We start from the raw sequence: 25,469 nt of genomic DNA, 5'->3' as shown, positions 1-25,469 counted from the left end.
CTCCTTATTTTGGAATTTTTTTGCTGACTTTTTTATAGGTTTCTCTGCGATTTTCAATCTCACTGAGGAATTGCAGATAGTTGTCGAAACGGAAGTTTGCAATGATGCCCTCTTCTACTGCTGGTTTCACTGCACAAGATGGCTCATGAGTATGCGTACAAGTACGGAACTTACAGTCGCGACTGACACTAGCAATCTCTGGAAAGGCCTGGTTCAGCTCTTCAGCACTTGATACTTCATAATCTAGCGACGAAAAACCTGGTGTATCTGCGATTTTGCCTCCATTAAGATTGTAAAAACTAACAGCTCGAGTAGTATGACGACCACGGCCTAGACTATCAGAGATTTCTCCCGTCTCTAGATTGAGGTCAGGAGCAATTTTATTAAGGAGGGTTGACTTTCCAACACCTGTCTGCCCCATAAAGACTGTCACTTTGCCTGTCAACAAGGGCAAGAGTTCCTCTTTACTAGTCACAAAATCATAACCAATAGCACCATAGGTCTGCTCGTAAAAATCCAGTTCTCCTCGATCTGACATGAGGTCCATTTTAGAAATATAAACGATAGGATGAATGCCCTTATGCTCTAAAAGAACCAAGAAGCGATCCAGCAAATTGCTATTAAAATCAGGTTCTTTAACAGACATAATGACAACGGCCTGGTCAATATTGACAATGGGTGGACGAACCAGACTATTTTTTCGTTCATGAATTTTGAGGATATAACCTTCGGAATTTTCCTCTGCAGAAAAATCTACCCAATCCCCAACATAGGGTGTGTGGCCTTTTTTACGAAAATTCCCACGCGCGCGTGTTTGATAAACCTTGCCATCACTCTCCACATAGTAGAAACCCGCCAAGGCTTTAATAATTTGTCCCTGCATCTTAGAGTCCTTGTTCTTTAAGTGCGTCAGCTAGACTGGCAAATTCTTCTAAGCCCAGAGCTTCACCACGCACACTCGGTGACAAGCCTGCTTGGTCCAAAGCCTTGGTCAGCTTATCCTTGATTTCCTCAGTCTTCCCAAAGTAGCCTGTCAAGTTGTTCCACAAGGTCTTACGACGATGGGTGAAACTAGCCTTGGAAACCTTAAAGAAGAAGTTCTCATCTTCAACCGACACAGCTGGTTCTGGACGGCGCACCATTTTTAAGATAGCTGAATCTACGTTTGGCGCTGGCACAAATACTGTACGAGGAACGATAAAGGCAACCTTGGCAGTCATATAATACTGAACTGCAATCGACAAGCTACCGTAAGCCTTGGTATTTGGTTGAGCAGAGATACGATCTGCCACTTCTTTTTGCATCATGACCACAAACTCACTAAAAGGAATGCCACTCTCGATCAAGTGCATGAGAATAGGAGTTGTGATATAGTAAGGCAAGTTAGCTACTACCTTGATTGGTAAGTCAGGGTTTTTAAAATTTTGGATATGCTGCGCTAGGTCAACTTTTAGAATGTCCTCATTGACTACGGTCACATTGTCAAAATCACGCAGGGTATCCGCTAGGATTGGTACCAAGCGGTGATCAATCTCAAAGGCCATGACTTCAGCTGCACGCTCAGCTAAAAATTCCGTCAAAGCACCAATCCCTGGACCAATTTCAATAACATTGACCTGGTCATCAACTTCAGCCGTATCCACAATCTTTTGAAGGATATTGGTATCGGTCAAGAAATTTTGCCCGAAGGATTTTTTAAAGGTAAAACCGTGACGCTCCAGTACTGCCTTGGTCACGCTATAATCTGCAATTCTCATCTATTCTCTTTTCTAATTTTAAAGAACTTTCTAATCTTAAGCTCTTCCTCTTTGCTTGTCACTGAGCTCTTGCATTTCTTTAAAAGCTGTTAGACTAACATAAGCACCTGCTTCATAGTATTCCGTGGGGTTTATGGCATAGTCAAAACCTTCAATCATGCCTCCAGCTTCTTCAATCATGCCATTCCACTTTTCATCAAAGACCATTCTCAGACGTTTCCAATCGGTAAAGACTGGGACGGAATTTCGTCCATCTTTTCCTTCTCTAACGGGAATATTAAAGTTAGCGTCTTTTTCCAAAACAAAGGAATTCCCTTCTGAATTATCCTCTGGGAATCCTGATGCTGCATCTAATGGAAGCAAGAATTTTGCTTTAGGCATAGCCATAGAGAAGAACTTGTAGTAAAGTCCATAAACTAGTTCTTGCTCTTCTGTAGTCGGTTGGTCCATCTGTCCCATCAGGAGCATCCATCTTACCAGGTCAGGATTCATGACAGGCACTTGTATTTCTGGCAAATCAGAAAAATCTGGTTTTTGAACCAAGGCTGAGGCACTAATGCTGACTTCCTTGGAATTAAAGATTGCTCCCAAGGCACCATTTAGGTAAAAGGCTGTCCCAAGGAAATTCTCAATCCCTTTTTTATCTTCCGTATTTTCAATCAGTTTTACGACTGAGTTTGGTCGGCTATCAATGGTTTCCTTGAATTGGCGATACCAAGATGGTGTCAAAAGCATGATCATGGGATCAGTACACAGATAACCTTCCTCACCTCTGTCATAGGTCATTGAGAAAAGGTAAGGTTCGCCTGTTTTTTCCGAATAAACTGCATAAACTGCATCTGCTTCTAAGAGCTTATCTTTAACGATCTCCGCTAGACGTTCCAACTTGCGAGTGTTGGTTTGATAGCTTTCTTCGCTTTCAGCTTCCTGATTTTGACGGCATTTCCATAAAAAGAGACGTAAAATCTCTACACTGTCATCAAGGCTAGTTGCCAAATAGTCTTCATTAGTCAATTGACCCTCTTGAATGGCTACAAAAGCACGATAAAGAGCATCTGAATAGCTAGATAATTTTTGCTCTTCCTCAACACCTGAACTAAAGAGCACACTTCCTTTTTTCAGTTTATCCAAAGAAGGATTCCTATCAACCACTAGATGGGCAAGAACTTCATCCGTTAGACTATCTGCATCTTTGTTTTGACTGCTAAGTTTTTTAATCTCTACAGTACCAAGACTTTCCATTCCTTGGTCGGGATTACAAAACTGCAACTGATCTCCAACCTTGATACTGCCTTCTAGACTCCCAACAATCAATAATTGGTTCGTTTCCTTCATCGGGAACAAATCTAGAACACCTACGCAAGCATTGCCTTTCGCCTCTTCTGCTTCCTTATTGGATTCAGTTGTTTCAGTAGATTTTGTTGCTTCTGTCTTTTTTAAAAAATCAAAGATTCCCATAACTTTTCCTCATCATCTCCACTTAGCTCAATTCCTATGGAGTCACTTTTCTAATGCTTGCTACCAAGCCTGATTAAACCGTATATGATTACTTCTATTGTATCATATTCCCTTGGTATTTTGGGGCAGTTTCTCAATTCTCATACGATTTCATGGCATCTTCAACTTCTGCCAAGCTGATCCCAAATAATTCCAAACGCTTGAGGAGTTGTTTGCCATTGGAATAACCGATACGAAGATTCTCTCCTAAATATTCTCTGCGTTTTCGGCTGTCTGCGCCTGCTAGAAAACCAAGGCGAATCAAGTCACTACGGCTAATATCAAAGTCACTTTCTACTTCAAATTGCTCTGTTACTTGAGCCAGTGCTGTTTTCAAGTCTTCATAACTGGCATGTTCGATTCCTAGGGAACGTCCCTTGGTCTTGGACTTAGGAACAGCTTCATCACGTTTGAGAAAAGCGTGTTGAACTGTCGGAATAGCGGTCATAATCAGGCGCCGGATTCGTTCCCCATTATAATCAGGATCTGTAAAAACAATCACCCCATGACGTTGGTGTAGACGTTGGATTCGTTCAAGGTCCTGCTCATTGATAGCCGAGCCACGAGTCTCATAGGTCTCCACATCAAAATAGCGTTTGAGATTAGCCGTATCGTCACGCCCTTCGACTACGATGACTTGGGAAATTTTCTCTTTCATGATTTACGTTCCAATCCAAAGATTCGTTCGGCATTTGCACTTGTCACAGCTGCCAATTCTTCTGTCGTCATGCCACGCAAGTCTGCAATAAAGCCTACTACATAGCGCGTGTAAGCTGTCTTATTTTCACGCCCACGCTTGGGTACTGGGGCTAAATAAGGTGCATCTGTCTCTACCAAAATCTTATCCAAAGGCAACTCTTTGGCCGCTTCCTGAATATCTGTCGCCTTCTTGAAAGTCACCACCCCAGAAAAGGAAATAGTCATACCAAGCTCCACGAACTTCTCTGCCCAATCCAAAGAACCTGAGAATGAGTGCATAATCCCGCCACGAGGACCAACTCCCTCGCTCTTAATAATCTCATAGGTGTCTTCTAGCGCATCACGGGTGTGAACTACAAAAGGTAAGTCCAGTTCCTTAGATAGCTGAATCTGACGACGGAAAACTTGTTCCTGCACTTCTTTAGATGCTGTCATCCAATGATAGTCCAAACCAATCTCACCCAAGGCAACAACTTTAGGATGTTTTAGTTTTTCTAGCAAGTAAGACTCCACTTCCTCTGTATAAGTCCCTGCCTCTGTCGGATGCCAGCCAATCGTCGCATAGAGTTGGTCATACTTATCTGCTAGTTCTATGGCCCGCTCAATAGTCGGTTTGTCAAAACCAACAATGTTCATCCGAGTTACGCCCATTTCAGCCGCTAAGGTAAGTTCTTCTTCTTCGCGTCCCAAAAATTCTTCCACATTCAAGTGGGTATGAGTATCAAAAATCATTTATATTCCCTCGTTTTTCTACCTTCTATTATACCAAAAAACTAGTCTCATCCTTATAGGAAAAAATATTTTGAAATCATTCATTTTTTCTTGACGACTTTTTTTCATAGCAGTATAATAACTCTTGTTGAATTTTTTCAGAAAAGGAAAGAAAATGTTTACAAAACTAAAATATACCTTTATTGGTCGTCCCCTTAAGTCCTTAACTGAAGGCGAGGGAGGACTACTTGGAAAAACGCAGGCACTCGCAATGCTATCAAGTGATGCCCTATCTTCTATCGCTTATGGACCTGAACAGGTCGTTCTCGTATTGGCTAGTCTTTCTCCGCTTGCTATCTGGTGGAGTCTCCCTATTGGCATTTTTGTCCTCTTACTATTAGCTAGCCTGACCATTTCTTATAGACAAATCATCCATGCCTACCCTCAAGGTGGAGGTGCCTATATGGTTACTCGAGAAAACCTCTCCCCTGAGTTAGGTTTGATTGCTGGGGGAAGTCTGCTTGTTGACTATATGCTAACAGTAGCCGTATCAGTGGCAGCAGGAGCTGATGCTATCACTGCTGCACTTCCTGCCCTCCATCCTTACAACCTCCACATCTCCATTTTTCTAGTATGTTTGCTCATGCTTTTAAATCTACGAGGACTAAAGGAATCCGCAAGCTCTCTGATGATCCCTGTCTATCTCTTTATCTTTAGTACGGTCTTCCTCTTATTGTTTGGTATCTTCCAACTATTGACAGGTTCTCTCAGTTATCATGCAACTTCTGCAATTGGTCAAACTGTCCCAAGTCTCTCAATTGTCCTAATTTTAAGAGCCTTTACCAGCGGTTCGGCCTCACTAACTGGAGTTGAAGCGATCTCAAATGCCGTTCCATTTTTCAAGACTCCCAAAGAGAAGAACGCTGCCCAGACACTAACCATCATGTCACTTATCCTTGGATTTCTATTTGCAGGGATTACCTTCTTAAACTACTGGATGGGGATTACACCTCAACACGGAGAAACAATCCTCTCACAAATGGCTAAAGGGATTTTAGGGGATTCAGCTCTCGGTCAGATTGTCTATTATCTCTTCCAATTCTCAACTGCCCTAATTCTAGCCGTTGCTGCAAATACTGGTTTTTCGGCCTTTCCGATGTTAGCTTACAATATGGCCAAGAACAAGTACATGCCCCATCTCTTTATGGAAAAGGGAGACCGCCTGGGTTATTCAAACGGTATCTTAACCTTAGCTTTTGGTGCTATAATCCTTCTGCTTATTTTCAACGGAAATACAGAACGCTTGATTCCTCTCTATACTATCGGAGTTTTTGTTCCTTTTGCCCTTTCTCAAACAGGGATGATTCGCCACTGGAAAAAAGAAAAAGGCTCTCATTTCTTAAAATCTGCATTTGCTAACATTCTCGGCGCTATCATTTGTTACACCATTGTCCTTATTCTACTCCTCTTCAGGCTTGGGGATATCTGGCCCTTCTTCCCAATTATCCTAGTCTTAACCTTCCTCTTTTTGTCCATCCACAGTCATTACCAAAAGGTGGCCAAACAACTTCGACTTTATGAAGGGATTCAAAAGAAAACCTACGACGGCAATGTCGTTCTTGTCTTAGTAGGAAATGTTACTCGAGTCAGCGTCGGAGCGATTAACTACGCTCAAAGCATAGGAGATGAAGTTTTGGCCATGCACATTTCCACCAAGGAAACTGAGGAAAAAGACCAAGAAATCCTCCAAGAATTTGCCGATTACTTCCCAAATATTACTCTTAAAAACATTAATACCAGCTATCGCGATATTATCACACCTACAGTTCGATATGTTCGAAAGATTTCTCAAGAAGCCAAGAAAAAGAACTACACGGTTACAGTTCTAGTACCCCAATTTATCCCTAACAAACCTTGGCAAAATATCCTCCACAATCAAATGAGCCTTAAATTAAAATATGCTCTCAGATGGCACGAAGATGTCGTCGTGGCTAGCTACTCTTATCATTTGAAAGAATAAAGAAAAGCTCAAAATCAGAGAAATCACCTCCTGATTTTGAGCTTTTTCTATATGTAATTTTTTCAAGACGTCTTCTAAAATGCTTATTCTCAATCAATAACTTTAGAAAATTCTATCTTTTAGATAAAAGAAAAATCAGTAGGCTCGAGTTCCTACTGACTTCTTTGTTTCATTTGTTTGGATTATGCAGCCAAAACTTTGCGTCCTTTACGACGACGAGCTGCCAATACGCGACGACCGTTTTTAGTTGACATACGGTTACGGAATCCGTGTTTGCGCGCACGACGAAGTTTACTTGGTTGATAAGTACGTTTCACGATGAATACCTCCTCATAGATTTTGTATTCGTTTAGCCGGCTATAAAGTGATCAGTTACTAAACATACTTTACTATTCTATCTGATTCTTACGTATTTGTCAATAGCTCTGACAAATGTTTCCAGCTTTTTTGCTATGAAAGCCTTATCTACGATACTGCTTCAAGAAGCGAGTCATCTTTTCCTGTATTTGGGCCAACTCATCGACACGTGGTAGATAAACGATACGGAAGTGATCTGGTTCTTTCCAGTTAAAACCACGTCCATGTACCAAAAGCACTTTTTCTTGTTTCAAGAAATTAAGGACAAATTGTTCATCGTCATCGATACGGTACATATTGCGGTCGATTTTAGGGAAGATATAAAGACCCGCTTTTGGCTTAACCGCTGATAAACCAGGGATATCTTGAATAGCATTATAAATAAAGTTTCTTTGTTCATAGATACGACCACCAGGAAGAAGCAACTCATCCACTGACTGGTGACCACCAAGAGAGGTTTGAACTACCTGCTGGGCAAGTACATTCGAACAGAGGCGCATATTTGAAAGCATATTGAGACCTTCAATGTAGCCTTTTACGTGATGTTTAGGTCCAGATAAGACCATCCAACCAACACGGAACCCAGCGATACGGTGAGATTTAGACAGACCATTCATGCTGACACAGAAAAGGTCTGGAGCCAAACTTGCGACTGGTGTGTGGACATTGCCATCCATAACCATACGGTCGTAAATTTCATCCGCAAAGATAATCAAGTCATTTTGACGAGCAATCTCGATGATATCTAGTAAGAGTTCTTTAGGATAGAGAGCCCCCGTTGGGTTATTGGGATTGATCAAAACAATAGCCTTAGTATTTGAACTAATCTTAGACTTAATATCATCTAGGTCTGGATACCATTCCGCTTCTTCATCACAGATGTAGTGAACGGCATTTCCCCCAGCCAAGCTGACAGCAGCAGTCCAAAGTGGATAGTCAGGCATAGGAACCAAGACTTCATCGCCATTGTCCAAGAGACCTTGCATAGACATAACGATTAGCTCACTAACCCCATTTCCAAGGTAGATATCATCAATATCCACATTGGGGAATTTCTTTAGTTGGCAATACTGCATGATGGCCTTACGAGCTGAAAAGATACCTTTTGAATCTGAATAGCCTTCACTATCACGGGCATTCATAATCAAGTCGTGGATAACCTCATCTGGAGCTGTAAAGCCAAACTCAGCTGGGTTCCCTGTATTCAAACGAAGAATTTTTTCTCCATTTGCGCGCATGCGCATAGCTTCTTCCAAAACTGGACCACGGATATCATAAGCCACATGCTCTAATTTTATTGATTTGTTAAATTCTTTCATTCGAGTTCCTCTATTCATCAGGATAGTTAATATTATACCACTCCAAAACGAAATCGTAAATTTCTCAGTACTATTCCACAAAAAAACCTTGCTTAACGCAAGGTAACAGAGCAAAGTCGATTTCTTTCTATTTTTGGAGAAGAAAGAGTAGATATATTTCTCTAAAAAGCTGGACAAATTGGACCAAAATCTTTGTAGAGAAACTCTGGTGATCGAAAACAAAGTCATTGTAAGGGATGGTAACTGCATGAACAAAAGAATTTCTGCTTCCATTCAGCAAAACGCAAAGAAAAAATAAGTAGACTGACCAACATTAGGAATAATGTTAGACTAAGCCGAGTCTAGTTGTAAAAATACCATCTCATCAACTTATTTCCTTGCCCTGTCAATTCATATTATACACTAAAATCTTTGCATTTTCAAACAAGTATACATATAAAAAGAACTCAATATTTGAGCTCTTTTTGTATGCTATTTCGCAATTTCTGCCAACATTTTTTCGATGTGTTGGATGGATTTTTCACGTCCAAGCAAGTAGATGGTATCTGGCAATTCAGGACCATGCATTTCACCTGAAACGGCGATACGGATTGGCATGAAGAGATTTTTCCCTTTGATACCAGTTTCCTTTTGGACCGCTTTGATTTGTGGGAAGATATTTTCTACCACAAACTCATCGTCTGACATGGCTTCGAGTTTCGCTTTAAAGGCTTCAAGTACAGTCGGAACAGTTTCGCCAGCCATGACTTCTCGCTCAGCTTCTGTCAATTCTGGGAAGTCTGAGAAGAAGAGATCCGTCAATGGAACAATTTCGTCCACTGACTTCATTTGTGGTTTGTAGAGCTCCACCAATTTCTCAGCCTTGTCTGTCAAACGTCCTGCTTCTTCAAGGAATGGTTTTGCCATTTCAAAGATAGTCTCAAGATCCGCATTCTTAATGTACTCATTACTCATCCAGTCCATTTTCTTCTGGTCGAAAGCCGCTGGAGATTTGCTGAGGCGGTTTTCATCAAAGAGCTTGATGAGCTCTTGACGAGAGAAGATTTCGTCTTCTCCACCAGGATTCCATCCAAGAAGAGCGATGAAGTTAAAGACTGCTTCTGGAAGGTACCCTTTCTTACGGTAATCTTCGATAAATTGAAGGGTATTAGTATCACGTTTAGATAACTTCTTACCAGTTTCAGAGTTGATAATCAAGGTCATGTGACCAAACTCAGGTGCTTCCCATCCAAGCGCTTCATAGACCATGAGCTGTTTTGGTGTATTGGCAATGTGGTCATCTCCACGGATAACGTGAGAAATTTGCATGTCGTGGTCATCAATGACAACGGCAAAATTGTAAGTTGGGTAACCATCTTTCTTTTGGATAACCCAGTCCCCACCGATATTGCCACCTTCAAATTCGATATCACCTTTGACCATATCATGCCACTTGTAAATACCAGACTCATTGACAGCCAAACGAACCGTTGGGATGATGCCTGCCGCTTCACGTTCTGCGATATAAGCTGCTTTTTCTTCTTCGCTCATACCAAGGTATTCGTTGATGTAGCGAGGTGTTTCACCGGCTGCTTCTTGGCGTTCACGTTCTGCTGCCAATTCTTCTTCTGTAACGTAAGATTTGTAGGCTTTTCCTTCAGCTAAGAGTTGGTCGATATATTTTTGATACAAGTCCAAGCGCTCAGACTGGCGGTAGTTTTCATGAGTTTCTGGACTTTCATCCCAATCCATACCCAACCAACGAAGGTTTTCAAGCTGTGAACGTTCTCCGTCTTCGACATGACGTTTGCGGTCAGTATCTTCGATACGGATGATAAAAGTTCCACCATGGTGGCGTGCATACAAGTAGTTAAACAATGCTGTACGGGCATTACCAATGTGTAATAGTCCTGTTGGACTTGGTGCGTAACGCACACGAATATCTTTTGACATATCTTCTCCTATAAAGTCTCTAGGCGTCTGCCTTTTTGCTCTCTATATTATATCACAAGTCTTGCCAGAGTCCAATTTCTCTTTTCGAGAAAAAACAAAAAGAGTGGTAAAACCACTCTTTTTTATTCTATTATAGACGAGCGTTGAGCTCTTTGCTCAATTCTTCAAATCCTGGTTTACCAAGAAGGGCAAACATGTTACGTTTGTATGCTTCAACACCTGGTTGGTCAAATGGGTTGATGGCATTCAAGTAACCTGAAAGGGCAATTGCCAATTCGAAGAAGTAGATCGTGTAACCAAGAGTGAAGGCATCTTGCTCAGGAAGAGTCACGTACATGTTTGGCACGTCACCATCTGTGTGGGCAAGAAGAACACCATCAGTAGCTTTTTTGTTTACAAAGTCAACGTCTTTTCCTTGAAGGTAACCAAGTCCGTCAAGGTCTTCTTCCAAAGTAGGGATGATCACGTTCTTACGAGGTTTGTCAACACGGACAACTGTTTCAAACATGATACGAGTTCCTTCTTGGATAAATTGACCCAATGAGTGCAAGTCTGTTGAGAAGTTAGCTGAAGTTGGGTAGATCCCTTTTTGGTCTTTCCCTTCTGACTCACCAGCCAATTGTTTCCACCATTCTGAGAAGTATTGAAGTGATGGCTCGTAGTTTACCAAGATTTCAGTTGCATAACCTTTACGGTAAAGGATGTTACGAACTGCTGCGTATTGGTAAGCTTCGTTTTCAGAGATTTTATCTGAAGTATAGTCTTTACGAGCTGCGTTAGCACCTTCCATAAGGGCTTTGATGTCTGCACCTGACGCAGCGATTGGAAGCAATCCAACTGCTGTCAATACTGAGAAGCGTCCACCGATATCATCTGGAACAACAAATGTTTGCCAACCATTAGCATCTGCTTCAACCTTAACAGCACCTTTTTGGCGGTCAGTTGTAGCGTAGATACGTTTGTTAGCTTCTTCTTGTCCGTATTTCTTAACCAAAAGTTCTTTGAAGACACGGAAAGCAATCGCTGGTTCAGTTGTTGTACCTGATTTAGAAATCACGTTTACTGAGAAATCTTTATCTGAAACGTACTCTACCAAGTCAGCAAGGTAAGTAGATGAGATTGAGTTTCCAGCGTATAGGATTTGTGGTGCTTTACGCTCTTCTTTTGTTTGCAAGTTTGCAAAGTGGTGGTTCAAGAAGTCAATTGCTGCTTTCGCTCCAAGGTAAGATCCACCGATACCGATAACAACTAAAACATCGCTGTCTGCTTTGATTTGTTCAGCAGCTTTCAAGATGCGATCAAATTCTTCGCGGTCATAGTTTTCAGGAAGGTCCAACCAACCCAAGAAGTCGCTCCCAGCACCAGTTCCTTTACGGATCAATTCGTCTGCTGCTGTAACTTGTGCTTGCATGTATTCCACTTCATGTGGTGCAACAAATTTGTCTAATACTTTTGAATAATCAAATTTAATATGTGACATAGTATTCCTCCAAAATTTCTTCTTTTCTATCATAACGCTTACTAACAATTTTTTCAAGTTTTTATACTAAAAATTTCCAATTTTTATCACAATTCAAACGTTTGCGTAAAACACGATTCTATAAAGATTCGTAAATAATGAATAAAAAAACGACTAAGATTCTAGCCGTTATAATTCATTCAATAAATACTCAAATAATTCTAAGTTGCCATCTTCTTCATTGACCAAGAATTCTGGATGCCACTGGAGACCAATAATACGGTGTTCGTCGATAGATTCGATTGCTTCAACAGTTTGATCACGTGGATCCACAGCCGTCACACGGAAATTGGGTGCCAGATCTTTAATGCTCTGACGATGCACTGAATTAACCTGACTTTCTTTACCAAATAATTTAGACACTACACTGCCATCCACTGTCTCAATAGAATGTGAAGTCCCAAAAGGTAGACCTTGCCAATGACCTTCAATATCCTGATTGAGTGTCCCACCAAAGGCAACGTTGACAAGCTGAACGCCACGGCAAATGGCTAAAATTGGTTTATTCTGACGCAAGGCTTCTTGTAGAAGAGCTAGCTCAAACTCGTCGCGAGTTAGGTTATAGTCGTCGCTATCAATTGTTTTTTCCTCACCATAAAACTGAGGATGAACATTTTGTCCCCCAGTCAAGATAAGCTTATCAATCATTTCTACATAGTCATGGACCACAGATTCATCACCAACTGGGATGACTAAAGGAAGTCCGCCAACCTGACGAATACTCTCAGCAAATTTACAAGAGACTGATGAATGAATATTTTTTCCTTCTGCGTCCACAGGACATAGATTTGCTGCAACTCCAACAACTGTTCTTGCCATCACTGATTTCCTTTCCTCTTCTATTGATAATCTTATCTTATCATCCTTGCCCACTCCTGTCTAATATGTATTTTTTAAGTCCGTGATAAATTTTTTTTATCAGAAAAAGTTGCCCAAAATTAGGACAACTTTTTTGCTTATACTCAATGAAAATCAAAGAGCAAACTAGGATGCTGACGTGGTTTGAAGAGATTTTCGAAGAGTATTATTCAAAGACAAATTGATTGTGATAAAGTTCGGAGTAAAAACCTCCAAGCTTGAGCAATTCGTGATGATTTCCTTGTTCGATAACCTCACCATCCTTAAGAACAATAATCTGATCTGCATTGAGAATAGTTTTCAAGCGATGGGCAATCACAAAACTAGTTCTTCCTGCTACAATTGCCTCCATGGCATTTTGAATCTTGCTCTCTGTTACAGTATCCACGTTTGATGTTGCCTCATCCAAAATTAAGACCTGAGGATCTGTCATCAAGGTACGAGCAATAGAAATCAACTGTTTCTGACCGGTTGAGAATACGCTCTGATCATCATTAATCAGAGTATCGTACTTATCTGGTAGACTTTCGATGTAGTCATGGATGTGTGTAGCCTTAGCAGCTGCTTCTACCATCTCTTGACTAGCATCAGGGACACCAAAGCGAATATTGTCTCGGATGGTTCCGCTAAATAAAACTGAATCCTGCAAGACAATTCCCACCTTGCTTCGCAAGCTATCCAAATCAAACTCGCGAATATCTGTTCCATCAAAGCTGATACTACCTGCATCCACATCATAAAAACGATTGATCAAGTTCATGATGGTTGTTTTTCCTGACCCTGTTGGACCAACAACCGCAATCATTTTCCCTTTTTGAGCTGAAATGCTAACATCTTTCAAAATGGGTTTTCCTGGCAGGTAGGAGAAGTCCACGTTACGAATCTCCACACCTTCTTTTAATTCGTTAACGACTGGAGCATCTTGAGGACGAATTTCTTCTTCTGCATCAAACATTTCTTGGATACGTTCTGCACCTGTAAAGGCCAGTTGCAAACTTCCCCAGCTCGCTGCCAATTGGATAATGGGTTGGTAATATTGCTGAGAAAACTGGGTAAACATGACAATCAAACCCAGAGCAGTTGCTGTTTCGATGTTCTGATCATTCAGTAAGACAGCTGAACCGACAAAAATAACAATAGCTGTATTGACCAAACTCATTCCGTTCATGACAGGAAAGAGAATTCCTGAAAACATTCTGCCCTTAAAGGTTGCTTTTCGGACACGCTCGTTTTGCTCAACAAAACCTGCGATCACATCATCTTGAATGCCCTGAACGATAACGGCTTTCTGACCCGAAATACTCTCATCCATGTAAGCATTGAGCTTCCCAACCTCTTTTTGCTGAAGATTGGTATATTTTCTTGCCAATTTCAAAATGACAATCAACATGATGACAGCTATCGGAGTGCTAGCAATCGTAATCAACGCCAAGGTCACATTTTTTGCGAACATGACAATCAACAAACCAATATAAAGGGCAATATTGGTCATAACAGACACCAGACTTTCGTTGAAAGCCTGTAGGATGTTATCCAAATCACTGGTAAAACGTGACAGGATATCACCATCTTGATGGCGGTCAAAGAAGGAAACAGTCAAACGAGAAAGCTTGCCAAAAAGTCCCTTACGCATCTCATTTGTCGATTCGGCAATAATACGGCTCATCAAAACCATATAGATAAGACTCGACACCACGAGCACAATCAAAATATAAGCAAGATTCATCAAGAGTCCTAATAGACTTTGCCAAACCATATCAGGATTTCCATTTTGATAAGCTATAACTAAATTAGCTAGTTCCGTGACTGTTTGACCTGCAAATACTGGAAAGAGGGCTTGTGCAATCGTTGCAATGATAATCATAGCAATAACAACGACAAAGGATATCTTATAAACTTTAAAATAGTTCCAAAAGAATTCAAATGTCTTCATCCTACTCCTCCTTTCCTTTTTGCGTTTCGTAAATTTCTCGATAAACTGCGTTTGTTGCAACCAAGTCAGCGTGTTTGCCTTGACCAATCAAGCGACCTTGGTCAAGCACTAAGATTTTATCGGCATGCACAACAGAGCTAATCTTTTGTGCGATGATAATCGTAGTCGTCCCCTTCAAATCCTTGTTGAGGGCTTCTTGGACCAAACGTTCCGATTTGGCATCAAGGGCAGAGGTTGAATCATCAAAAATCAAGATACGAGGATTGCTGACAATCCCACGCGCAATAGACATTCTTTGTTTTTGTCCACCAGAAAAGTTAGTCCCACGTTCCTCAACCGGACTCTCAAAGGCCAAGTCCATACGACTAATAAATTCACTGGCCTGGGCGATGCGAGCTGCGCGTTCCATTTCTGAAACTGTCGCATCTCCCTTACCTTGTCTGAGATTATCTGCGATAGTTCCACTAAAGAGAATGGCTTTTTGTAGGACGATAGAAACTGTCTTACGAAGCGTCCCTTCACTAACTGTCCGAATATCCTTTCCACCAATCTTGATCGAACCTTGCTGAGGATCAAATAATCGTGGAATCAACTGAGCCAAGGTTGATTTCCCTGCACCAGTTGCTCCGACAACCCCAACCATTTCACCAGCTGCGATATCGAAGGATACATCTTTTAGGATAGGTTCTTCATCATTTGGATAGGTAAAGGTAACATTTTCAAAACTGAGACTTCCTTCCAATTCTTCATCTTCCACATCATTGAAAGTCATAGCTGGTTCTGTATCAAGGATTTCACGAATACGACGAAGGGAAATCATAGCACGAGTGACTGAATTCCCCAAAAATCCAACCATGACGATGGTAAAGATAATCTGACTCAGGTAGTTTACAAAGGAAGCAATGGAACCAACTACTGATGGATCTGACTCTGCCATACCTGCTACAAGCCAGATTGAGAGAAAAACAGCCCCGTAAGAAATCAACATCATTGCAGGTTGCATAACAGAAAAGGCATAACCGATATAAAGGTTTTCTCCCAACAATTCATCTGACACCTGCGTAAATTTATCAAACTGATCTTTTTCTCGGACAAAAGACTTAACCACGCGCACACCACGCAAATTTTCTTTAGCAATGGCATTGATACGCTCTAGTAAGGTCTGGAATTTTGCAAAGCGCGGTCCCACAACTCCCATCATAAAACCCATTATGGCAACAATCAGAACGACCATGAGAACTAGCACCCACCACAGAGAAGGTAGGGTGACAACTGCTAGAATAAAGGAACCGATAAATAAAATCGGTAGTCGAAAGAGGATTTGGAAGGTCATCATAACGACGTTTTGAATCTGGTTGATATCGTTGGTCATACGCACAACGAGGTTCCCTGCATTAAACTTCTCAATATTGGCGTATGAAAAAGTTTGAATCTTACGAAAGGCATCTTCACGTAAGTCAGACGAAACTCCTTGAGCAATGTAAGCTGCTAACACTACATTGATCCCACCTGCAACCAAACCAATCAAGGCAACAAGAATTAACCAAAAACCGATAGTATAAATAGCTTCATTATCACCCGTTAACAGTGCCTCTAAAACCTCCTGCAAATAACGTGGTTGCAAGAGTGAACTCGTTACCATTAGACCTGTCATGACCAAGGAAGTCAGGGCCTGCCATTTATAGGCTTTTATTTTCTGAAACAGCATATTTCCCCCTTATAAGATAGACCGACAGTTCTGTCAGTCCCTTCTTATGCTTTCATGTTGATACTATTCTAACAAAAAAGAATGCTATTGTCAAAGCACTCAGCTCTCAGAAGCTTGTGCAAGCACGACATTAGCATTCTATCAATCCTTTAAAAATTCTTCTAAATTTAGTGCTGAATTTTATTGTTCTGAACTATCTTGCTCGTCTAGCTTAACTCGTCCAATTTCACGGTAGCTACAGTCCCCAACAATTTTTACTGAAAACTGACCATCTTCGTACTCAAGAATCGTCACACTTCCGTTATCAAGACCATGTGGATGCATGCCGTTAATGAGGTAAACAATAGTTCCAATTGTCATTCCATGGCTGACTACCAGGGCATTTCCTCCACCATTGGCTTCCATTTCCTTGGCAATGGCTTCAAAGCCTTCCCAGATACGACCACTTAGCTTTTCCCATCCTTCAGCCCAACCTGCTGTGTCTACTTCTACCAGACCTTCAGCCAGCTCAGCATAGGACAAACGATGCACATGATCGACATTAAAGATACGAGGAATAATCCCCATAAATAAGTCCCCATCATAAGCACCATCAAAGCTACCAAAGCACCATTCACGGATTCGCTTATCCATACGATAAGGAATTTGCCCTGTTAAACCTAGTTCCTCAAGGATAATTCCCATAGTCTGGATGGTACGTCCTGAGTCACTCGAGTAAGCACGCTCAAACTTTAAGCCTGACTCACGCAAACCAATTCCCAGTTCGTGAATGCCTCGCTCACCTTCAGCTGTTAAAGGAGTATCACTCCAGCCTTGAGCACGCCCAATCGTATTAAACATTGTTTTCCCATGACGCACTAGATACAATTTTACACTTGCCATTTTTGGTCCTCCATATGTATCTATTATAGCATGATTTCATGTAAAAACCTCGTCCAAACTACTCTGTGTCCTTCTTTGAAGGTGCTAATTTTGAAGACCTAGCAGTCTCTTTTTTGACCCCTTCTTCTTTTTTTTCCTCATTTCCTTCTTTGGTCTTGTTTTCTGTTTTCTCAGACTTTTGACCGGTCTTTTTTAAAGGAGAAAAGTGAAATTCAAACTGATTTTTTCCTGTGTCAATAGTCGTTGTGAAGAATTTTTCGTCACTTCGATAAGTTGACTTCCCTACATTAAATGACTGCTCTCCATTTTCAGAAGTAGCTTTTTCATAGGTTCTCTTAGCCATAGCAAATGCAAGAAGTTTTTCTTTATTTAAGGCATAATCCTGATGATGTGCTAGTTGCCGATTTAGATAAAACTGCAACAAAAGACTAAAAATTCCAGCAATAGTGACAGCGTATAGGAGAACTCCTGCTCTAACTTTTTTCTTTTTCAACACGATAGATAAATTCCCTCTCTAGTCCCTTTTCAAAATGAAAATTGAAATAGACATTTTGCCCTTTTTGGTAAATATGAGCTGATTTCAGACCGTAGACCATGGGTTGATAACCACGTCCACTAGCATCTGTTTTCCGGAAATCATTTGACTTTGATTTACCCATGGAAATGGGTTTGCCTTCCTGTTTGAGGTAAAGCCTATCATTCTCCACTTTTTCAAATTGGGCTCGATTCAGCTCTGCTTCCAGCTGATCCACAAATAAGAGCCATTCTTTTTGCTCACTTTTCTGCTGGTAGCGAACTTCTGAAACCAAGAGTTGGCTCATAGATTGAAAAAGAAGCAAACTCCCACTAATCACAATAAGAGCAACCAGGGATTCTAAAAGAGTAAACGCTCTGACTCTACTTATCTTGAATCGCCAGTAATTTTTCAGTTCCATGATACACCTCCAAACCTCGCTCATTCGAGACAACATGAACCGTAAGGCCATTGACAGTCAATTGCTTTTGTCCAGTCTGCAAAGCCATACGAGCCACACGCAAAACTTCTTCCTGTTCTAAGAGTCTTGCTTCCTGTCGTCTACTTTCTTGAATCTGCCCTAACAAGAGGGTTGCAATACTGGCAAAAATAGCTAGTGAAATCACTGCCTCCAGTAAAATAACCGCCTTAATTTTTTGCTTCTTGAATACGTTTAATCTTTCCATTTCCTAGATATAGTTGGTAGCGAACTACTTCTTTCCTTGTTTGAAATCTCACACTTGCAAGAGACGAATTCCCTCCAGCCTTATCAAAGGTAATTGACTGATTAGACTGCAATTGAATGCCTTTAGGGATGGCTAATTTCTGATAGCCATTCCCAATACTTCTCTCTTCTAGCATTAAGATCATCTTTTGCTGACTAGCCAGACTTCGCTTCTGTGTTTCTCGATAAAGTTCCTCAAACTCCATAAAGAAAATTTGCTCTTCCACAGCTGCAAAAGTCGACTGAACTGAACTTGACAAACCCAAGGCTAACAGGCTGACTATTCCTAAGACCAATAAACTTTCTAGCATAGTAAAGGCCCTAATCTGCAACAGTTTGACTTGTATTTTGTTTTGCATGGTATTCTTTGTAGGCTTTTGCTTGCTCAGCAGTAATGCGTCCATCTGCCTGTAATTTGCTTAGACTAGCATCTTCATTTTTATCCAGACTATAGAGTTCTGCTTGGCTTTCTACCACCTTAACGACAGCTGCTTTCCCCTTATCATTGACTGCATCCTTTTGCTTGGTAAGATTTGGCACAAAAAGCAAGAGTAGGACGCTAATGATAAGCAACACCACCAACATTTCTACCAGTGTAAAAGCTTTTGCCTTCGTTTCTTTTAATTTCATCATCATTTTTTTCATCTAAAAATTTACCTCCATATTTTGATACATTGGCAGCAACATAGCTGCATACAATAAAACGATTAGCAGGGCTACAAAAATAAAGACCAGTGGTTGAACAAGGTTCATGGTCCGATTGACTCGGGTAAAGAAGGATTCCCAGGTTTTTTCCGCATATATTTCCAATTCGCTTCCCAACTTGGATTTAACCTCTCCATATTCAATGATTAATCCCAACTCCTTTCTAAAGAAGGGATAGTTCTGAACAACCTTAGAAAATTCATGCCCATTTTGCAAAGATTGATCTAAATCGTATCCAATTTCCTTAAAAAGAGGATCTCCTTGCTCCTGCATCATCTGGAAAATCTGTGCCAACTCTAAACCTTGTCCAATCATATTTCCCCATTCCCGAGCATAATAAGCAGTTAGATAGTACTGAACAAACACACCTAAAAAGGGGATTCTAGCCAGATAAGAAAAGACTTGTATCTTCTTAGATTTTCTGTAGAATATCAGTCCTGTTAAAGATGCAAGACTTAGTGCCAGAATAAGTCCGAGAAAAATCTGTGGCAGGTTACTAATCACTAAGGTAGCTATGTTACTACTATCCAGTTGGGGCAAGAGATAATTCCGCAATCCTAGCATAATTAACAGTAAAAAAGCTAGCAAAATAAGTGGGTAGGTCGCAACTTCAATTAACTTCTTCTTGACCTTAGCAAGATTATCCAAATATTCTTCAATTTTCCCCAAACTCAAATGGAGATTTCCATGAACTTCAGCCAATGAAAGCTGAGTGACAATCGCACTCGAAAAACCTAAATTCCCCATCATTTCCGAGAAAGATTTTCCTTTCGATAGTCCTAGGCGCATCTGCGAAACATATTCCTTCTCCAACAAAAGACTTCTATCAAGAAAGGAAATGATTTCTACCAAGTGAAAACCACTAGAAAACAAATTGTTAAAGAGAGTGATGATTTTCTTCTGCTTACTGGTAGCTAATTTTCTCCGTTTCAGCTTGAAGGGCAGTGATATGTCCGTCTTTAAGAAGCTGATCAATTTGCTCATTCCACTTTTCTGCCTGGTGTTCTGAATAATTTTGGTTTGCAAAATCAATAATTCCTCCTCCCCCGATTAGTCTCTGGTAGCAAACACCTTGTAAAACAACTGCGAGTTCATCTTCACTAACACCAAGTTCTAAAAGACGCTCATAGACCCCACGAATACTCTTTGCATGTATGGTCGAAAACACTGTAGCTCCCGTTAAGCTCGCTCTTACAACAGCACGGGCTGTTTCGCTATCCCGGATTTCTCCAATGATTAAAAGATCTGGTCGGTGTCGCAAAGAAAGTTTTATCAAGTTTTCATAACTCAATCCAATAGCTTCATTGAGTTGTAATTGCAGCATCTCTTCTTGCTTAATCTCGACTGGATCCTCAATGGACATGACTTGTTGTCCCTTAAACAATGACTTAGCTAATTCATGCATTAAGGTAGTTTTGCCACTTCCTACAGGTCCTGCAAATAGATAAAGGCCGCGTTGCCTAAAGCCCTTTTCTAGTTCCTTAAGGTCTTGAAACCAGAAGCGCAACTCTTGTTCTTCATCGTGCAAAAGGCGAATAACTAAACTCTCATGACCACGATAATCTCCTACCGTCGATAAGCGGAGTGAAGAAACCTTGCCATCATGCTGATAATCACAGGACCCAAGCTGACTACGACGCTTTTCTCCAACATTCATCCCCGCAATAAATTTAAAATGACTAATCACTGCGCCCAACTTTTCAAAGTCATAGCTATTAATCAAACGCCTTTCATCACCTATTCGCATATGCAACTCATAACCCTTGTCCTTGGGAATAAAATAGATATCCTGAGCTCCATCCTTTTTTGCGAGACTAATCAATTCTTGTGCAAGTGCTTGTACCATATTCCCTCCTCAGTTAATTATTCGAAGAAAATACAAAAAAAAGAACAACTTTATTAAAAAGTTGTTCCATCTTTTTTGATGCGACACGTCCGGTGGATTTCTAAACCAGTTTGTTTTTCATAACCCGGTCTGAATTTTTCATCTGGTATAACTTGACCATCTTCCAGTAAAGCCAAGGAATGATATTGCTGCAGAAATTCATCACATTCCTCACACCAACGCTTATCCTCCGGATTCCAAAATATGGTCATTAAGTCTCCTCGACTTTTATATAGTGGAATTTTCTTTTCCAGTTCAAACCAGCAAGATTTATAATACTTCAAGGCATCATAGTAATTTTCAAATTTCTTACTACTAATGACGTCTTCTTCCCATCCTTCTATGAACCACCAAGGTTCAAAATCCCCGTACATTTCTATAACTCGATACATAGTTTCATTTCCTTTGTATCGTATATTATAGCGAAATTTTAAGAACAATGAAAGAAATTTGCTTGCTTTCACGAATTATCTAATATTTTCAAAAAATCCAGCTATTCTAAAAAGAATAACTGGATTCAAAATTCGATTAACCTTCTGAAATATCGTTTTCAATGATAACCTTAATCGCATGATGATCTGCAGCCTTACCAAATACTTCATAGGCCTTTTCAATTTCACTTAGTTTGAAGTAATGAGTTACCAATTTTTCTGGTTCAATTTTATGACTTTCTAAAGCTTTCAAAAGCTGAGGAGTTGTGTTGGTAGAAACCAAACCGGTAGTTACGTTAATGTTACGAATCCATAGAGTATCCAAATCAAACTGAACTGGCTTACCATGCACACCACAGTTGGCTACTGTTCCATCTACACCGATAATCTTTTGGCAGAGATCAAACGTTTCAGGAATACCAACAGCTTCTATAGCAACATCCACACCTCTACCATCTGTTAAATCATAAATTTCTTGAATTGCTTTTTCAGGGTCTGAAGAATTAATCTTATGAGTAGCACCGAAAGAAACTGCAGTATCCAAACGGTTATCGTCTAGGTCTACCATGATCAATTTAGCAGGTGAATAGAATTGAGCAGTCAATAGAGCTGCTAAGCCAACTGGACCTGAACCAACGATAGCCACACTACAACCAGGCTCTACTTTCCCTTTTAAGACACCAATTTCATAACCAGTTGGTAGGATATCAGATAACATAACCAAGGCTTCATCAGACAAATCAGCTGGAGTGTGGTAGAGAGTATTATCAGCATGAGGAACACGAAGATATTCTGCTTGCATACCGTCGATCAAATGTCCAAAAATCCAACCGCCTTCGTCTTCACAGTGGGCATAGATTCCCTTTTTACAGTAGTAGCATTTACCACAGGCACAAACACAAGAAATCAAAACTTTATCGCCTTTTTTGAAGTTTGAAACGCCTGCTCCAACTTCCTCTACAATACCAATTCCCTCATGTCCAAGGATAGTTCCACTCTTACAAGCAGGAACATCCCCTTTAATGATATGTAGGTCAGTACCACAAATAGTAGTCTTAACGATACGCACAATAGCATCTGTTGGCTTGCGAATAACTGGTTTGTCAACATCAACAAATGAAGCAAGTCCTGGTTTAACATAAGTATAGGCTTTCATAAAGCTTACCTCCGTTTTTTTATTTGTATTGTTTATATCATAATTGTAAGCCTTTTCATAAATAAAATCAAGTAATATGTGAAGAAATTAACAAACTGAACTAAAAAAAGTAGAAACTAAACTAGTTTCTACTTTAGAGATTATGCTTGATAACGTTTTTCACCATCAATGTAAGTTGCTACCAATTCCAAATCCTTATCAAGAACGATAAAGTCAGCATCGTAGCCTTCACGGATTTGTCCGCAAACATCATCAATATGAACTGATTTTGCTGGGTTGAGACTGGCCATCATAACTGCTTCATGTGGATTTGCAATGCCCCATTCAACAACATTTTTCAAACCATCTTTAAGTTTGAGAATAGAACCTGCCAAGTTCCCAGTAGATTTGAGACGAGCAGTACCATTTGCAACCACAACTGGGAATTCTCCTAGCATATAGTCCCCATCTTGCAAACCACCCGCTGTCATACAGTCAGTGATAAGAGCAATATTTTCAGTACCTTTTTGTTTAAGTAGGATGTCACAAGCCTTAGGATCAACGTGATGCCCGTCGCAAATCAATTCAGCATAAGTATGTGGCAATTCATACATAGCACCAACCATACCAAGCTCACGGTGAGTTAACCCACGCATACCATTATAAGCATGAACCCAAACACTTGCACCAGCGTCAACAGCCTTCTTAGCCTGATCAAAAGTTGCATTTGAGTGACCTAAAGCAACAGTCACTCCTTCACCAGTAACCGTACGTACAAAGTCCTCAACACCTTCACGTTCAGGTGCAAGGGCAATTTTATTTAGAAGACCATTAGCAGCCTTCTGCCAAGCACGAAATTCATCCATGCGAGGATCTTTCATGTAAGCAGGGTTTTGAGCTCCTTTAAATTCCTCAGTAAAGTATGGACCTTCAAAGTAAATCCCACGAATTTTAGCACCAGAAGCCTCTTGATAACGCGCACCAATATTTTCAGTAACAGCTAATAATTGTTCGTATGATGATGTTAGAGTAGTTGGTAGGAAACTAGTAACACCTGTGCTAAGAAGACCCTCACTCATTGTATGAAGAGTACCTTCGATGTTATTATCCATAACATCAACCCCACCAAATCCGTGAATATGTGTATCAACAAGACCAGGAGCAATACTATAACCAGTATAGTCAATAATTTCTGCGTCCTCAGACACTTGATCCACATGCTTACCAAATTTACCATCAACTAGTTCTAGAAAACCGCCACGGCGAACACCATGAGGATAGAAAAATTGATCCGCTTTAATATATTTAGGCATAATGATAACCTCCGTAATTCATTTTTCTAATATTTATTATGTCAATTACATTATAAACCTTTCTGTGTAATTTGTAAATGGTATAGACCTATTATAGTTAAATTTATAAAGAAATAAACTAAGATTTAGTAAATATATAGTAAAGAAATATTGAACATTGAGGTTTAAAATAAAACTTAGAAAAAAATAAGTAATTTTAAGTAACTGCGAGAGAAAAAAATGAAAGAAAAATAAAAAAACAAGGTCCGAAAACCTTGTCTTTATTACTATACCGGCGGCCGGGGTCGAACCGGCACGTCCTTGCGGACACTGGATTTTGAGTCCAGCGCGTCTGCCAATTCCGCCACGCCGGCAAATAGTAACTGGGGTAGCTGGATTCGAACCAACGCATGAGGGAGTCAAAGTCCCTTGCCTTACCGCTTGGCTATACCCCAATAATATAAAATAGGCGAGTGAGGGGAATCGAACCCCCGAATGTCAGAGCCACAATCTGATGTGTTAACCACTTCACCACACCCGCCATAACGTTTAACACGGGCAGTAGGAATTGAACCCACACTGAAGGTTTTGGAGACCTTAGTTCTACCTTTAAACTATGCCCGTATAAGATGGAAGGGGAGGGATTCGAACCCCCGAACCCGAAGGAGCGGATTTACAGTCCGCCGCGTTTAGCCTCTTCGCTACCCTTCCGTATAATATAAGAAATGGCGCGAGACGGAATCGAACCGCCGACACATGGAGCTTCAATCCATTGCTCTACCAACTGAGCTACCGAGCCAAATATTGCGGGAGCAGGATTTGAACCTACGACCTTCGGGTTATGAGCCCGACGAGCTACCGAGCTGCTCCATCCCGCGTTAATAATAAATAAAGGAGGATGTGGGATTCGAACCCACGCACGCTTTTACACGCCTGACGGTTTTCAAGACCGTTCCCTTCAGCCGGACTTGGGTAATCCTCCAAAAAAATAGTCCGTACGGGATTCGAACCCGTGTTACCGCCGTGAAAAGGCGGTGTCTTAACCCCTTGACCAACGGACCATATTTATAAAAATGGGCACGAGTGGACTCGAACCACCGACCTCACGCTTATCAGGCGTGCGCTCTAACCACCTGAGCTACGCGCCCAAGTTAAAAACTTGGTAATTGAACAAAGTTCAAAGCGGGTGACGAGAATCGAACTCGCGACAACAGCTTGGAAGGCTGTAGTTTTACCACTAAACTACACCCGCTTATATGGGAGTTAACGGGATCGAACCGCTGACCCTCTGCTTGTAAGGCAGATGCTCTCCCAGCTGAGCTAAACTCCCTCGAGCTAAGCGACTTCCATATCTCACAGGGGGCAACCCCCAACTACTTCCGGCGTTCTAGGGCTTAACTTCTGTGTTCGGCATGGGTACAGGTGTATCTCCTAGGCTATCGTCACTTAACTCTGAGTCATACATACTCAAAATTGAATATCTATCAAATATCAAGAAAACCTTAAGCTTTCGTATTCTCAGTTACTTTGGATAAGTCCTCGAGCTATTAGTATTAGTCCGCTACATGTGTCGCCACACTTCCACTTCTAA

General features: G+C 40.8%; 24 protein-coding genes, 12 tRNA genes and 1 rRNA gene. 1 reads left to right on the top strand and 36 read right to left on the bottom strand.

Annotated elements, in window-relative coordinates:
- Positions 1-4: 4 nt before the first annotated feature.
- The 5 genes from rsgA to ACWPUA_RS02205 all read right to left on the bottom strand — a co-directional run bounded on the left by rsgA (position 5) and on the right by ACWPUA_RS02205 (position 4,685).
- Positions 5-883 carry a ribosome small subunit-dependent GTPase A gene (gene rsgA / locus ACWPUA_RS02225; protein ID WP_414271844.1) on the bottom strand — a complete coding sequence of 293 codons (879 nt, stop codon included), beginning with the start codon at positions 881-883 and terminating at the stop codon, positions 5-7.
- 1 nt (position 884) lies between these two features.
- The gene (rsmA, locus tag ACWPUA_RS02220; protein ID WP_454378854.1) at positions 885-1,757 is read right to left on the bottom strand and encodes a 16S rRNA (adenine(1518)-N(6)/adenine(1519)-N(6))-dimethyltransferase RsmA; all 873 of its coding nucleotides are present in this window, start codon (positions 1,755-1,757) and stop codon (positions 885-887) included.
- A gap of 36 nt (positions 1,758-1,793) precedes the next feature.
- On the bottom strand, positions 1,794-3,215 hold the full coding sequence (locus ACWPUA_RS02215; protein WP_454378852.1) for an SseB family protein: 1,422 nt from the start codon (positions 3,213-3,215) through the stop codon (positions 1,794-1,796).
- A gap of 133 nt (positions 3,216-3,348) precedes the next feature.
- Positions 3,349-3,912, bottom strand: coding sequence for a ribonuclease M5 (rnmV, locus tag ACWPUA_RS02210; RefSeq protein ID WP_454378850.1), 564 nt, complete (start codon positions 3,910-3,912; stop codon positions 3,349-3,351).
- On the bottom strand, positions 3,909-4,685 hold the full coding sequence (locus tag ACWPUA_RS02205) for a TatD family hydrolase (protein WP_454378848.1): 777 nt from the start codon (positions 4,683-4,685) through the stop codon (positions 3,909-3,911). Before ACWPUA_RS02205 ends, rnmV begins: the two co-directional genes overlap by 4 nt.
- A 154-nt stretch (positions 4,686-4,839) precedes the next feature.
- On the opposite strand from ACWPUA_RS02205, the gene ACWPUA_RS02200 reads away from it, so the two are divergent.
- A complete protein-coding gene (locus ACWPUA_RS02200) occupies positions 4,840-6,684 on the top strand; it encodes an APC family permease (RefSeq protein WP_006151505.1) in 1,845 nt (614 codons plus the stop codon).
- 182 nt (positions 6,685-6,866) lie between these two features.
- Here the strand turns inward: ACWPUA_RS02200 and rpmH are convergent, their stop codons facing one another.
- The 31 genes from rpmH to rrf form a co-directional block, all read right to left on the bottom strand.
- Positions 6,867-7,001, bottom strand: coding sequence for a 50S ribosomal protein L34 (gene rpmH / locus ACWPUA_RS02195; RefSeq protein ID WP_000831905.1), 135 nt, complete (start codon positions 6,999-7,001; stop codon positions 6,867-6,869).
- 144 nt (positions 7,002-7,145) lie between these two features.
- The gene (locus ACWPUA_RS02190; RefSeq protein ID WP_036752183.1) at positions 7,146-8,360 is read right to left on the bottom strand and encodes a pyridoxal phosphate-dependent aminotransferase; all 1,215 of its coding nucleotides are present in this window, start codon (positions 8,358-8,360) and stop codon (positions 7,146-7,148) included.
- Positions 8,361-8,831: 471 nt separating this feature from the next.
- Positions 8,832-10,292 (bottom strand): glutamate--tRNA ligase, encoded by a 1,461-nt coding sequence (gene gltX / locus ACWPUA_RS02185; protein WP_254724590.1) that lies wholly within the window; start codon positions 10,290-10,292, stop codon positions 8,832-8,834.
- 130 nt (positions 10,293-10,422) lie between these two features.
- On the bottom strand, positions 10,423-11,772 hold the full coding sequence (locus tag ACWPUA_RS02180) for a glucose-6-phosphate isomerase (protein ID WP_454378845.1): 1,350 nt from the start codon (positions 11,770-11,772) through the stop codon (positions 10,423-10,425).
- Positions 11,773-11,940: 168 nt separating this feature from the next.
- Positions 11,941-12,630 carry a gamma-glutamyl-gamma-aminobutyrate hydrolase family protein gene (locus ACWPUA_RS02175; protein ID WP_004251575.1) on the bottom strand — a complete coding sequence of 230 codons (690 nt, stop codon included), beginning with the start codon at positions 12,628-12,630 and terminating at the stop codon, positions 11,941-11,943.
- A 205-nt stretch (positions 12,631-12,835) separates the two neighbouring features.
- Positions 12,836-14,602 (bottom strand): ABC transporter ATP-binding protein, encoded by a 1,767-nt coding sequence (locus ACWPUA_RS02170; RefSeq protein ID WP_454378843.1) that lies wholly within the window; start codon positions 14,600-14,602, stop codon positions 12,836-12,838.
- Between the two features lies 1 nt (position 14,603).
- Entirely contained in the window at positions 14,604-16,310 is a 1,707-nt protein-coding gene (locus ACWPUA_RS02165) for an ABC transporter ATP-binding protein (protein WP_074324296.1), read from the bottom strand.
- Positions 16,311-16,490: 180 nt separating this feature from the next.
- Complete coding sequence (locus ACWPUA_RS02160) at positions 16,491-17,192, bottom strand: histidine phosphatase family protein (RefSeq protein ID WP_074324295.1); 702 nt, start codon at positions 17,190-17,192, stop codon at positions 16,491-16,493.
- Positions 17,193-17,250: 58 nt separating this feature from the next.
- Positions 17,251-17,688: a competence type IV pilus minor pilin ComGG gene (gene comGG / locus ACWPUA_RS02155; RefSeq protein WP_414268341.1), complete on the bottom strand. Its 438-nt coding sequence runs from the start codon at positions 17,686-17,688 to the stop codon at positions 17,251-17,253.
- Entirely contained in the window at positions 17,666-18,127 is a 462-nt protein-coding gene (gene comGF, locus ACWPUA_RS02150) for a competence type IV pilus minor pilin ComGF (RefSeq protein ID WP_414268340.1), read from the bottom strand. The genes comGG and comGF overlap by 23 nt, the downstream gene beginning before the upstream one ends.
- A complete protein-coding gene (gene comGE / locus ACWPUA_RS02145) occupies positions 18,090-18,392 on the bottom strand; it encodes a competence type IV pilus minor pilin ComGE (protein ID WP_049529718.1) in 303 nt (100 codons plus the stop codon). The genes comGF and comGE overlap by 38 nt, the downstream gene beginning before the upstream one ends.
- Positions 18,355-18,789, bottom strand: coding sequence for a competence type IV pilus minor pilin ComGD (gene comGD, locus ACWPUA_RS02140; RefSeq protein WP_254724595.1), 435 nt, complete (start codon positions 18,787-18,789; stop codon positions 18,355-18,357). Before comGD ends, comGE begins: the two co-directional genes overlap by 38 nt.
- Positions 18,752-19,075 (bottom strand): competence type IV pilus major pilin ComGC, encoded by a 324-nt coding sequence (comGC, locus tag ACWPUA_RS02135; protein ID WP_254724596.1) that lies wholly within the window; start codon positions 19,073-19,075, stop codon positions 18,752-18,754. The genes comGD and comGC overlap by 38 nt, the downstream gene beginning before the upstream one ends.
- Positions 19,076-20,119 (bottom strand): competence type IV pilus assembly protein ComGB, encoded by a 1,044-nt coding sequence (comGB, locus tag ACWPUA_RS02130; RefSeq protein WP_254724597.1) that lies wholly within the window; start codon positions 20,117-20,119, stop codon positions 19,076-19,078.
- A complete protein-coding gene (gene comGA / locus ACWPUA_RS02125) occupies positions 20,040-20,981 on the bottom strand; it encodes a competence type IV pilus ATPase ComGA (protein WP_070676995.1) in 942 nt (313 codons plus the stop codon). The genes comGB and comGA overlap by 80 nt, the downstream gene beginning before the upstream one ends.
- A 53-nt stretch (positions 20,982-21,034) precedes the next feature.
- Entirely contained in the window at positions 21,035-21,412 is a 378-nt protein-coding gene (locus tag ACWPUA_RS02120; RefSeq protein WP_036752150.1) for a DUF1033 family protein, read from the bottom strand.
- Positions 21,413-21,548: 136 nt separating this feature from the next.
- The gene (locus ACWPUA_RS02115; RefSeq protein WP_004251543.1) at positions 21,549-22,607 is read right to left on the bottom strand and encodes a zinc-dependent alcohol dehydrogenase family protein; all 1,059 of its coding nucleotides are present in this window, start codon (positions 22,605-22,607) and stop codon (positions 21,549-21,551) included.
- Positions 22,608-22,747: 140 nt separating this feature from the next.
- Positions 22,748-23,899 (bottom strand): N-acetylglucosamine-6-phosphate deacetylase, encoded by a 1,152-nt coding sequence (gene nagA / locus ACWPUA_RS02110; protein WP_036752146.1) that lies wholly within the window; start codon positions 23,897-23,899, stop codon positions 22,748-22,750.
- 269 nt (positions 23,900-24,168) lie between these two features.
- Positions 24,169-24,252: transfer RNA gene (locus ACWPUA_RS02105), tRNA-Leu, on the bottom strand.
- 9 nt (positions 24,253-24,261) lie between these two features.
- Positions 24,262-24,333: transfer RNA gene (locus tag ACWPUA_RS02100), tRNA-Gln, on the bottom strand.
- 13 nt (positions 24,334-24,346) lie between these two features.
- A tRNA-His gene (locus ACWPUA_RS02095) sits at positions 24,347-24,419 on the bottom strand.
- Positions 24,420-24,431: 12 nt separating this feature from the next.
- Positions 24,432-24,502: transfer RNA gene (locus ACWPUA_RS02090), tRNA-Trp, on the bottom strand.
- A 6-nt stretch (positions 24,503-24,508) separates the two neighbouring features.
- Positions 24,509-24,589: transfer RNA gene (locus tag ACWPUA_RS02085), tRNA-Tyr, on the bottom strand.
- 15 nt (positions 24,590-24,604) lie between these two features.
- Positions 24,605-24,677: transfer RNA gene (locus ACWPUA_RS02080), tRNA-Phe, on the bottom strand.
- Positions 24,678-24,682: 5 nt separating this feature from the next.
- A tRNA-Met gene (locus ACWPUA_RS02075) sits at positions 24,683-24,756 on the bottom strand.
- 14 nt (positions 24,757-24,770) lie between these two features.
- Positions 24,771-24,860 (bottom strand) — tRNA-Ser (locus tag ACWPUA_RS02070).
- A 7-nt stretch (positions 24,861-24,867) separates the two neighbouring features.
- Positions 24,868-24,939, bottom strand: a tRNA-Glu gene (locus ACWPUA_RS02065).
- A gap of 13 nt (positions 24,940-24,952) precedes the next feature.
- Positions 24,953-25,026 (bottom strand) — tRNA-Ile (locus tag ACWPUA_RS02060).
- A 33-nt stretch (positions 25,027-25,059) separates the two neighbouring features.
- Positions 25,060-25,130: transfer RNA gene (locus tag ACWPUA_RS02055), tRNA-Gly, on the bottom strand.
- Positions 25,131-25,135: 5 nt separating this feature from the next.
- Positions 25,136-25,208 (bottom strand) — tRNA-Val (locus tag ACWPUA_RS02050).
- Positions 25,209-25,212: 4 nt separating this feature from the next.
- Positions 25,213-25,328 (bottom strand): 5S ribosomal RNA (gene rrf / locus ACWPUA_RS02045).
- Positions 25,329-25,469 lie beyond the last annotated feature (141 nt).

The sequence above is a fragment of the Streptococcus sp. Marseille-Q6504 genome, assembly GCF_965111625.1.
Note: the sequence above shows the minus strand (reverse complement) of the source record. Positions and strands in the feature narration are given on the sequence as shown.

Coding starts and splice junctions, on each gene's coding strand:
- rsgA (WP_414271844.1), bottom strand. CDS start 883: ATGCAGGGACAAATTATTAAAGCCTTGGCGGGTTTCTACTATGTGGAG.
- rsmA (WP_454378854.1), bottom strand. CDS start 1,757: ATGAGAATTGCAGATTATAGCGTGACCAAGGCAGTACTGGAGCGTCAC.
- ACWPUA_RS02215 (WP_454378852.1), bottom strand. CDS start 3,215: ATGGGAATCTTTGATTTTTTAAAAAAGACAGAAGCAACAAAATCTACT.
- rnmV (WP_454378850.1), bottom strand. CDS start 3,912: ATGAAAGAGAAAATTTCCCAAGTCATCGTAGTCGAAGGGCGTGACGAT.
- ACWPUA_RS02205 (WP_454378848.1), bottom strand. CDS start 4,685: ATGATTTTTGATACTCATACCCACTTGAATGTGGAAGAATTTTTGGGA.
- ACWPUA_RS02200 (WP_006151505.1), top strand. CDS start 4,840: ATGTTTACAAAACTAAAATATACCTTTATTGGTCGTCCCCTTAAGTCC.
- ACWPUA_RS02190 (WP_036752183.1), bottom strand. CDS start 8,360: ATGAAAGAATTTAACAAATCAATAAAATTAGAGCATGTGGCTTATGAT.
- gltX (WP_254724590.1), bottom strand. CDS start 10,292: ATGTCAAAAGATATTCGTGTGCGTTACGCACCAAGTCCAACAGGACTA.
- ACWPUA_RS02180 (WP_454378845.1), bottom strand. CDS start 11,772: ATGTCACATATTAAATTTGATTATTCAAAAGTATTAGACAAATTTGTT.
- ACWPUA_RS02175 (WP_004251575.1), bottom strand. CDS start 12,630: ATGGCAAGAACAGTTGTTGGAGTTGCAGCAAATCTATGTCCTGTGGAC.
- ACWPUA_RS02170 (WP_454378843.1), bottom strand. CDS start 14,602: ATGAAGACATTTGAATTCTTTTGGAACTATTTTAAAGTTTATAAGATA.
- ACWPUA_RS02165 (WP_074324296.1), bottom strand. CDS start 16,310: ATGCTGTTTCAGAAAATAAAAGCCTATAAATGGCAGGCCCTGACTTCC.
- ACWPUA_RS02160 (WP_074324295.1), bottom strand. CDS start 17,192: ATGGCAAGTGTAAAATTGTATCTAGTGCGTCATGGGAAAACAATGTTT.
- comGF (WP_414268340.1), bottom strand. CDS start 18,127: ATGGAACTGAAAAATTACTGGCGATTCAAGATAAGTAGAGTCAGAGCG.
- comGE (WP_049529718.1), bottom strand. CDS start 18,392: ATGGAAAGATTAAACGTATTCAAGAAGCAAAAAATTAAGGCGGTTATT.
- comGD (WP_254724595.1), bottom strand. CDS start 18,789: ATGCAAAACAAAATACAAGTCAAACTGTTGCAGATTAGGGCCTTTACT.
- comGC (WP_254724596.1), bottom strand. CDS start 19,075: ATGAAAAAAATGATGATGAAATTAAAAGAAACGAAGGCAAAAGCTTTT.
- comGB (WP_254724597.1), bottom strand. CDS start 20,119: ATGAGCAAATTGATCAGCTTCTTAAAGACGGACATATCACTGCCCTTC.
- comGA (WP_070676995.1), bottom strand. CDS start 20,981: ATGGTACAAGCACTTGCACAAGAATTGATTAGTCTCGCAAAAAAGGAT.
- ACWPUA_RS02120 (WP_036752150.1), bottom strand. CDS start 21,412: ATGTATCGAGTTATAGAAATGTACGGGGATTTTGAACCTTGGTGGTTC.
- ACWPUA_RS02115 (WP_004251543.1), bottom strand. CDS start 22,607: ATGAAAGCCTATACTTATGTTAAACCAGGACTTGCTTCATTTGTTGAT.
- nagA (WP_036752146.1), bottom strand. CDS start 23,899: ATGCCTAAATATATTAAAGCGGATCAATTTTTCTATCCTCATGGTGTT.